This is a genomic window from Streptomyces sp. NPDC057474 (assembly GCF_042802555.1).
Taxonomy (GTDB): Bacteria; Actinomycetota; Actinomycetes; order Streptomycetales; family Streptomycetaceae; genus Streptomyces.
In genome coordinates this window covers 1-6746 of sequence record NZ_JBHVDX010000356.1, presented here as the reverse complement: position 1 = coordinate 6746, position 6746 = coordinate 1, and the positions used below count along the sequence as shown (strand labels likewise).

At 69.7% G+C, this 6746-nt stretch carries 7 protein-coding genes; all 7 read left to right on the top strand.

What is annotated here, in order from left to right; genetic code table 11:
* The first annotated feature begins 165 nt into the window (after positions 1-165).
* A complete protein-coding gene (gene ruvC, locus ACFU53_RS45565; RefSeq protein ID WP_384005995.1) occupies positions 166-750 on the top strand; it encodes a crossover junction endodeoxyribonuclease RuvC in 585 nt (194 codons plus the stop codon).
* Positions 747-1352 carry a Holliday junction branch migration protein RuvA gene (gene ruvA / locus ACFU53_RS45560; protein ID WP_384005993.1) on the top strand — a complete coding sequence of 202 codons (606 nt, stop codon included), beginning with the start codon at positions 747-749 and terminating at the stop codon, positions 1350-1352. The genes ruvC and ruvA overlap by 4 nt, the downstream gene beginning before the upstream one ends.
* A gap of 50 nt (positions 1353-1402) precedes the next feature.
* Complete coding sequence (ruvB, locus tag ACFU53_RS45555; protein ID WP_384005991.1) at positions 1403-2473, top strand: Holliday junction branch migration DNA helicase RuvB; 1071 nt, start codon at positions 1403-1405, stop codon at positions 2471-2473.
* A 173-nt stretch (positions 2474-2646) separates the two neighbouring features.
* A complete protein-coding gene (gene yajC, locus ACFU53_RS45550) occupies positions 2647-3156 on the top strand; it encodes a preprotein translocase subunit YajC (protein WP_384005989.1) in 510 nt (169 codons plus the stop codon).
* Positions 3157-3289: 133 nt separating this feature from the next.
* Positions 3290-5068 carry a protein translocase subunit SecD gene (gene secD / locus ACFU53_RS45545; RefSeq protein ID WP_384005987.1) on the top strand — a complete coding sequence of 593 codons (1779 nt, stop codon included), beginning with the start codon at positions 3290-3292 and terminating at the stop codon, positions 5066-5068.
* Position 5069: 1 nt separating this feature from the next.
* Complete coding sequence (secF, locus tag ACFU53_RS45540; RefSeq protein WP_384005985.1) at positions 5070-6164, top strand: protein translocase subunit SecF; 1095 nt, start codon at positions 5070-5072, stop codon at positions 6162-6164.
* Positions 6161-6709 carry an adenine phosphoribosyltransferase gene (locus tag ACFU53_RS45535; RefSeq protein ID WP_384005983.1) on the top strand — a complete coding sequence of 183 codons (549 nt, stop codon included), beginning with the start codon at positions 6161-6163 and terminating at the stop codon, positions 6707-6709. The genes secF and ACFU53_RS45535 overlap by 4 nt, the downstream gene beginning before the upstream one ends.
* The last annotated feature ends 37 nt before the right edge of the window (positions 6710-6746 follow it).

Genomic DNA, 6746 nt, shown 5'->3' with positions numbered 1-6746 from the left:
GGACACGTCCTACCGGCCCGCCGCTGTTGTCGGTGGCAGCGGATAGCCTGACGGCAGTCAAAGATCGCCGTCCACGGACCGCAACCATCAATTGAGGACCCCGACGGTGCTCAGCCAGGTCCGCGAGAGCGGCGGCGGTTCAGCCGGGAAGAGGGGAGGGGCGCGTTGCGTGTACTGGGGGTGGACCCGGGACTGACCCGTTGCGGTGTCGGTGTCGTGGAAGGCGTCGCCGGACGGCCGCTCACCATGCTCGGCGTCGGTGTCGTCCGTACGCCCGCGGACGCCGAGTTGGGGCCACGTCTCGTCGCGATCGAGCAGGGCATCGAGGAGTGGCTCGACGAGCACCGCCCCGAATGCGTCGCCGTGGAACGGGTGTTCAGCCAGCACAACGTACGGACGGTCATGGGCACCGCCCAAGCCAGCGCCGTCGCCATGCTGTGCGCCGCCCGCCGCGGCATTCCCGTCGCCCTGCACACCCCCAGCGAGGTCAAGGCCGCCGTCACCGGCAGCGGCCGCGCCGACAAGGCCCAGGTCGGCGCCATGGTCACCCGCCTCCTCCGGCTCGACGCACCCCCCAAGCCGGCGGACGCGGCCGACGCCCTCGCCCTCGCCATCTGCCACATCTGGCGGGCCCCCGCCCAGAACCGCCTCCAACAGGCCGTCGCCCTGCACGCGGCCAAAGCACCGAACCCATCGCGCGCACCGAACCCATCGCGCGCATCGAACGCACTGAAAGGCCGTACGGCATGATCGCCTTCGTCAGCGGCACGGTCGCCGCACTCGCTCCCGACACAGCGGTGGTCGAGGTGGGTGGGGTCGGCATGGCCCTGCAGTGCACGCCGAACACGCTGTCCACGCTGCGGCTCGGTCAGCCGGCCAAGCTCGCCACCTCCCTCGTCGTACGGGAGGACTCGCTGACGCTGTACGGGTTCGTGGACGACGACGAACGCCAGGTCTTCCAACTGCTGCAGACCGCGAGCGGTGTCGGCCCGCGCCTCGCCCAGGCGATGCTCGGCGTGCACACTCCCGACGCCCTGCGCCGAGCGGTTGCCACCGGTGACGAGAAAGCGCTGATCGCCGTCCCCGGCATCGGCAAGAGGGGCGCCCAGAAGCTGCTGCTCGAACTGAAGGACCGCCTCGGCGAGCCGATCGGCGCCCCCGCGATCGGTGCCCCGGTCACCCAGGGCTGGCGCGATCAGTTGCACGCCGCTTTGATCGGCCTCGGGTACGCGACCCGCGAGGCCGACGAGGCCGTGTCGGCCGTCGCCCCCCAGGCTGAGGCCGCCGAAGGCACGCCCCAGGTGGGCCAGTTGCTGAAGGCCGCGCTCCAGACCCTCAACAGAGCCCGCTGACCTACGTATTGAAGCTCCGCCCATCCGACCGCGACCGCGAGGCACACGCAATGAACTGGGACGACACGACCGACGACACCGCCCCCGAGCGGTTGGTGGGCTCTGTCGCCGACGGTGAGGACCAGGCCGTCGAGGCCGCCCTGCGCCCCAAGGACCTGGACGAGTTCATCGGTCAGGAGAAGGTCCGCGAGCAGCTCGACCTGGTCCTGCGGGCCGCCCGCGCGCGGGGGGCCACCGCCGACCACGTCCTGCTCTCCGGTGCCCCGGGCCTCGGCAAGACCACCCTCTCGATGATCATCGCGGCCGAGATGGGCGCCCCCATCCGCATCACCTCCGGTCCGGCCATCCAGCACGCCGGCGACCTGGCCGCGATCCTCTCCTCCCTCCAGGAGGGCGAGGTTTTCTTCCTCGACGAGATCCACCGCATGTCCCGGCCCGCCGAGGAGATGCTGTACATGGCGATGGAGGACTTCCGCGTCGACGTGATCGTCGGCAAGGGCCCCGGCGCCACGGCGATCCCCCTCGAACTGCCGCCCTTCACCCTGGTCGGCGCCACCACGCGCGCGGGACTGCTGCCGCCGCCGCTGCGCGACCGCTTCGGCTTCACCGCGCACATGGAGTTCTACGAGCCCGCCGAACTGGAGCGCGTCATCCACCGCTCCGCGCACCTCCTCGACGTCGAGATCAACGTGGCCGGCGCCGCGGAGATCGCGGGCCGTTCGCGCGGCACGCCCCGTATCGCCAACCGTCTGCTGCGCCGCGTTCGGGACTACGCGCAGGTCAAGGCGGACGGCATCATCACGCGCGACATCGCCGCGGCCGCCCTCGCCGTCTACGAGGTGGACGCCCGCGGCCTCGACCGCCTCGACCGGGGCGTCCTCGAAGCACTGCTCAAGCTCTTCGGCGGCGGACCGGTCGGCCTCTCCACGCTCGCCGTGGCCGTGGGGGAGGAGCGCGAGACCGTCGAGGAGGTCGCCGAACCCTTCCTCGTCCGCGAGGGACTGCTCGCCCGAACCCCCCGCGGCCGGGTGGCGACGCCCGCCGCCTGGGCCCATCTCGGACTCACCCCGCCACGCGGTACGACCGGCGGAAACGGACAACAGGACCTGTTCGGGGCGTGACCTTCTCGTGACGGCGCGGTACTCGCCCGGCATGGAACCCCGGTGACATGCTGTGCGTTGTTCCATCACGGTGGACTCGCTTAGACTCCGCCGATGCCGCCCTTGTCGGCAGCACACATACCCCCAACGTCAGGCCGCTCGCCATCGCGGTCGTGTGAAGGAAGTTCCGACCCGTGAGTATCGTGACCCTCCTCCCGTTCATCGTGCTCATCGGGGCCATGATCCTGATGACCCGATCGGCCAAGAAGAAGCAGCAGCAGGCCGTCGACATGCGGAACCAGTTGCAGCCCGGTTCCGGCGTCCGCACGATCGGGGGCATGTACGCGACCGTCAAGGAGGTCAGCGAGGACACGCTCCTCCTCGACGCCGGGCCGGGTGTCGAGCTGCTGTTCGCCAAGAACGCCATCGGAGCCGTCCTCAGCGACGACGAGTACAACCGCATCGTCCACGGCATCGAGCACGACCTGAAGTCCGACGCAGTCCCGGACGACGCCTCCTCCCTCACCGAGACCGACGAGCCCTCCGACGACGCTTCCGCCGCTTCCGACGACAAGCCCATCGACCTCGGCAAGAAGGACGCGTCCGACGACGCGACCGACGAGAGCGCCGAGGCGAAGGATGACGAGACCAAGGTCGTCGAAGCAGAGCCGAAGAAGACCGACGGCGAGTCCGACGCGAAGTAGTCACGTCCCGGGAGTGCGAGCGAGAACCGTTCGCGCCCCGGGCACGTGCCGTTTTCGCCCGGATTCCCGACACCAGTCATGGCCGCCCCCGCGCTGACCCCGCGCACGGCGGCCCGAGAGGGAGTACGAGAAGGTGGCAGCACCGAAGAAGGGCCGGAGCGCGAGCGCCCAGAGCAAGCCTGGGCGCTCGCTGGCCCTCATCCTGATCGCCCTTGTGGCGCTCACCGGGGGAATGTTCGCCTCCGGACACACCACTCCGCGTCTCGGCATCGACCTCGCCGGTGGTACGAGCATCACACTGACGGCGATCAACGAGCCCGGCCAGCCCAACGCGATCAACAAGACCAACATGGACACCGCGGTCGAGATCATGAACCGCCGTGTCAACGGTCTGGGCGTGTCCGAGGCGGAGGTCCAGACCCAGGGCGATGAGAACATCATTGTCAACATTCCCAAGGGCACGGATTCCGAAGAGGCCAGGGACCAGGTCGGCACCACCGCGAAGCTGTACTTCCGTCCGGTTCTGCAGAGCCAGGTCGGCTCCGGCGCGACGGAGACTCCGAGCGCCTCGCCGAGCACCAGCGCCAGTGGCAGCGGCTCGCCGAGCCCGTCGAGCTCCGACGGCAAGGACGAGGCGACCTCGCCCGAGTCCGGTGCCTCCGCCAGCCCGTCGTCCTCCACCACGTCCCAGGGCCGTGCGGTCACCGACGCGCTGAAGGCCGACCCCACACCCTCCGGCAGCGGCTCCGAGTCCGCCAAGGCCTCCGACAGCGCCTCGCCGTCGGCGAGCGCGAGCGTCGACGCGGAGACCCAGGCGCTCCAGGCCAAGTTCACGGCCCTCGACTGCAACGACCCGAAGCAGCGCGCCCAGGCCGGCAAGGGCAAGACCACCGACATCGTCGTGGCCTGTGGCCAGGACAACGGCAGCTGGAGCAAGTTCGTGCTCGGCCCGGTCGGGGTCGACGGCACCGAGGTCGAGAAGGCCGAGGCGCTGCTCGACACCCAGAACGGCACCGGCTGGCAGGTCGTCATGGACTTCGACTCCAAGGGTGAGAAGAAGTTCGCCGACATCACCGGCCAGCTGGCGAGCCAGACCTCCCCGCAGAACGAGTTCGCGATCGTCCTCGACGACGAGGTCGTCTCCCACCCCTACGTGCGCGCGGCGGTCACCGGCGGCAAGGCCGAGATCTCCGGCAGTTTCACGCAGGAGGAGGCCCAGAACCTCGGCAACATGCTGTCGTACGGCGCGCTCCCGCTGACGTTCAAGGAGTCCAGCGTCAACACGGTGACCGCCGCGCTCGGCGGCGAGCAGCTGGAGGCAGGCCTGATCGCCGGTGCTATCGGCCTGGCCCTGGTGGTGGTCTACCTGGTGGCCTACTACCGAGGCCTCGCGCTCATCGCCCTCGCCTCGCTGCTGATGTCGGCGGCCCTGACCTACGTGATCATGGCGCTGCTCGGCCCCACCATCGGCTTCGCGCTGAACCTTCCGGCGGTCTGCGGTGCCATCGTCGCGATCGGTATCACAGCGGACTCGTTCATCGTGTACTTCGAACGCGTCCGGGACGAGATCCGCGAAGGCCGCACGCTGCGCCCCGCCGTCGAGCGGGCCTGGCCGCGTGCCCGGCGCACCATCCTGGTCTCCGACTTCGTGTCGTTCCTCGCCGCGGCGGTCCTGTTCGTCGTCACCGTCAGCAAGGTCCAGGGCTTCGCGTTCACGCTGGGCCTGACGACCGTGCTCGACGTGGTGGTCGTCTTCTTCTTCACGAAGCCGCTCCTGACGCTGCTGGCCCGCACGAAGTTCTTCGGGAACGGCCACAGCTGGTCCGGCCTCGACCCGAAGCGACTGGGTGCCCGGCCCCCGCTGCGCCGTACCCGCCGTCCTGCCGCCCCCGCCGACCCGAAGGAGGCCTGAGATGTCGAAGCTCGGTGACCTCGGAGCCCGACTCCACCGCGGCGAGGTCGGATACGACTTCGTCGGCAACCGCAAGATCTGGTACGGCGTCTCGATCCTGATCACCATCACGGCCATCGTCGGCCTGGCGGTGCGCGGCCTGACCATGGGCATCGAGTTCCAGGGCGGCGCCGTCTTCACCACGGAGAAGACGAGCATCTCGGTCACCCAGGCCGAGACGTACGCGGAGGAGGCCTCCGGCCACGACGCGATCGTCCAGAAGCTGGGCAACGACACCCTTCGCATCCAGATCTCCGGTGTGGACACGGACAAGTCCGACCAGATCAAGCAGGACCTCGCCAAGGACTTCAAGGTCGACGCGGACACGATCAACGCCGATCTGGTCGGCCCCAGTTGGGGTGAGCAGATCGCCACCAAGGCCTGGCAGGGCCTCGCGATCTTCCTGGTCCTCGTGGTGATCTATCTGGCGATCGCGTTCGAGTTGCGCATGGCCATCGCCGCGTTCGTCGCCCTGATCCACGACATCACCATCACGATCGGCATCTACGCCCTCGTCGGCTTCGAGGTGACGCCGGGCACGGTGATCGGTCTGCTCACGATCCTCGGTTATTCGCTCTACGACACGGTCGTCGTCTTCGACAGCCTCAAGGAGCAGACGAAGGACATCACCAAGCAGAACCGCTGGACGTACGCCGAGATCGCCAACCGTTCGATCAACAGCACCCTGGTGCGGTCGATCAACACCACGGTGGTCGCGCTGCTGCCGGTCGCCGGCCTGCTGTTCATCGGTGGCGGTGTCCTCGGCGCGGGCATGCTCAACGACATCTCGCTGTCGCTGTTCGTCGGCCTCGCGGCCGGTGCGTACTCGTCGATCTTCATCGCCACGCCGCTCGTCGCCGACCTCAAGGAGCGCGAGCCGCAGCTGAAGGCCCTCAAGAAGCGCGTACTCGCCAAGCGGGCCCAGGCCGAGCACGAGGAGGAGCCGGAGGCCGACGGGCCGTACGACGACGAGTCGGCGGACGCCACCCCCGCGGTGGTCGGCCCGCGCGCCCAGTCCGGGAGCCGCAGCCGCGGCCGGGGCGGCAAGCGGCGATGACCGAGCTCGCAGAAGTCACGACGCTGTTGCTCAGCCGCATCCGTGACGTCGCGGACCACCCGGAGCCGGGGGTGATGTTCAAGGACATCACCCCGCTGCTGGCCGACCCGGCGGCGTTCACCGCGCTGACGGACGCGCTGGCGGAGCTGACCGTGCGGCACGGCGCCACGAAGATCGTCGGCCTGGAGGCCCGGGGCTTCATCCTGGGCGCCCCGGCCGCCGTCCGCGCGGGCGTCGGCTTCATCCCCGTACGCAAGGCGGGCAAGCTCCCCGGAGCCACGCTCAGCCAGGCCTACGACCTGGAGTACGGCTCCGCCGAGATCGAGGTGCATGCCGAGGACCTGGCCGTGGGCGACCGCGTCATGGTCATCGACGACGTCCTCGCCACCGGCGGTACCGCCGAGGCCTCCCTCCAGCTGATCCGCCGCACGGGCGCCCAGGTCGCCGGCGTCGCGGTGCTGATGGAGCTGTCCTTCCTGGCGGGCCGGCAGCGCCTGGAGTCCGCACTGGCCGGGGCCCCGCTGGAGGCCCTGATCACCGTCTGACCCACAGCACACGACACACGGCGGGCGCCCCGGATCC

Excerpts from the sequence above, each read along its gene's own strand:
- ACFU53_RS45535 (WP_384005983.1), top strand. The coding sequence starts at position 6,161 with ATGACCGAGCTCGCAGAAGTCACGACGCTGTTGCTCAGCCGCATCCGT.
- ruvB (WP_384005991.1), top strand. The coding sequence starts at position 1,403 with ATGAACTGGGACGACACGACCGACGACACCGCCCCCGAGCGGTTGGTG.
- secF (WP_384005985.1), top strand. The coding sequence starts at position 5,070 with ATGTCGAAGCTCGGTGACCTCGGAGCCCGACTCCACCGCGGCGAGGTC.
- ruvA (WP_384005993.1), top strand. The coding sequence starts at position 747 with ATGATCGCCTTCGTCAGCGGCACGGTCGCCGCACTCGCTCCCGACACA.